1 protein-coding gene is annotated in these 1,265 nt (G+C 68.1%); it reads left to right on the top strand.

Annotated elements, in window-relative coordinates:
* A partial coding sequence (locus AC1DVI_RS32360; RefSeq protein ID WP_476961469.1) for an electron transfer flavoprotein-ubiquinone oxidoreductase occupies positions 1-1,265 on the top strand: 1,265 nt, incomplete at both ends.

The following is a 1,265-nucleotide window of genomic DNA, read 5'->3' as shown; positions in this document are numbered from 1 at the left end:
GGCAACCTCGCCCGCTGGATGGCCGGGCAGGCCGAGGAGCTGGGTGTGGAGATCTACCCCGGCTTCGCCGCGGCGGAGGTGCTCTACGACGACAGCGGTGCGGTCAAGGGGGTCGCCACCGGCGACATGGGCATCGGCAAGGACGGCGAGAAGACCGCCAACTACACGCCGGGCATGGAGCTGCACGCCAAGCAGACCATCTTCGCCGAGGGCTGCCGCGGCTCGCTGACCAAGACGCTGTTCGAGCGCTTCGACCTGCGCCGCGACGCCGATCCCCAGACCTACGGCATCGGCATCAAGGAGCTGTGGGAGGTCGACCCCGCCAAGTCGCAGCCCGGCTTGATCGTCCACACCATCGGCTGGCCGATGGACCCCAAGACCTACGGCGGCTCCTGGCTCTACCACATGGAGGGCAACCTGGTGTCGGTCGGYTTCGTGGTCGGACTCGACTACGMGAACCCGCACCTGTCGCCCTTCGAGGAGTTCCAGCGCTACAAGACCCACCCGGCGATCCGCCCGACCTTCGARGGCGGGCGGCGCATYGCCTACGGCGCGCGCGCCCTGTCGGAGGGCGGCTTCCAGTCGATCCCCAAGCTGACCTTYCCCGGCGGTCTGATCGTCGGCGAYGCGGCGGGYTTCCTCAACGTGCCCAAGATCAAGGGCAACCACACCGCGATGAAGTCGGGCATGCTGGCGGCCGARGCGGTGCATGAGCTKCTGTCCGGCGCCGCCGCGGCCGGCGAGGCGGTGGCCTACCCGGAGAAGCTGAAGGCGTCCTGGGTGTGGTCGGAACTGCACGCGGTGCGCAACATCCGCCCCGGCTTCCAGAAGGGCCTGTGGGCGGGTCTGGCCAACGCGGCCTAYGAGACGGCGACCAARGGCAAGTCGCCGTGGACGCTGCACCACCGGCACGGCGACCACGAGACGCTGAAGAAGGCGTCGGAAATGCCGAAGATTACCTATCCCAAGCCGGACGGGGTGGTGTCGTTCGACCGGTTGTCGTCGGTGTACCTGTCGAACACCAACCACGAGGAGGACCAGCCGGCGCACCTGACGCTGAAGGACGCGTCGGTGCCGATCGCGGTCAATCTGGCGCTCTACGACGCGCCGGAGACACGCTACTGTCCGGCCGGGGTGTACGAGATCGTGCGGGCGGAGGACGGCAGCGACCCGCGCCTGCAGATCAACGCGCAGAACTGCGTGCACTGCAAGACCTGCGACATCAAGGACCCCACCCAGAACATCAACTGGGTCGTCCCCGAGGG

The sequence above is a fragment of the Azospirillum sp. P4_B5 genome (assembly GCF_056402275.1).
The sequence above is the reverse complement of the archived record's forward strand: the minus strand, read 5'-3'. Positions and strand labels throughout refer to the sequence as shown.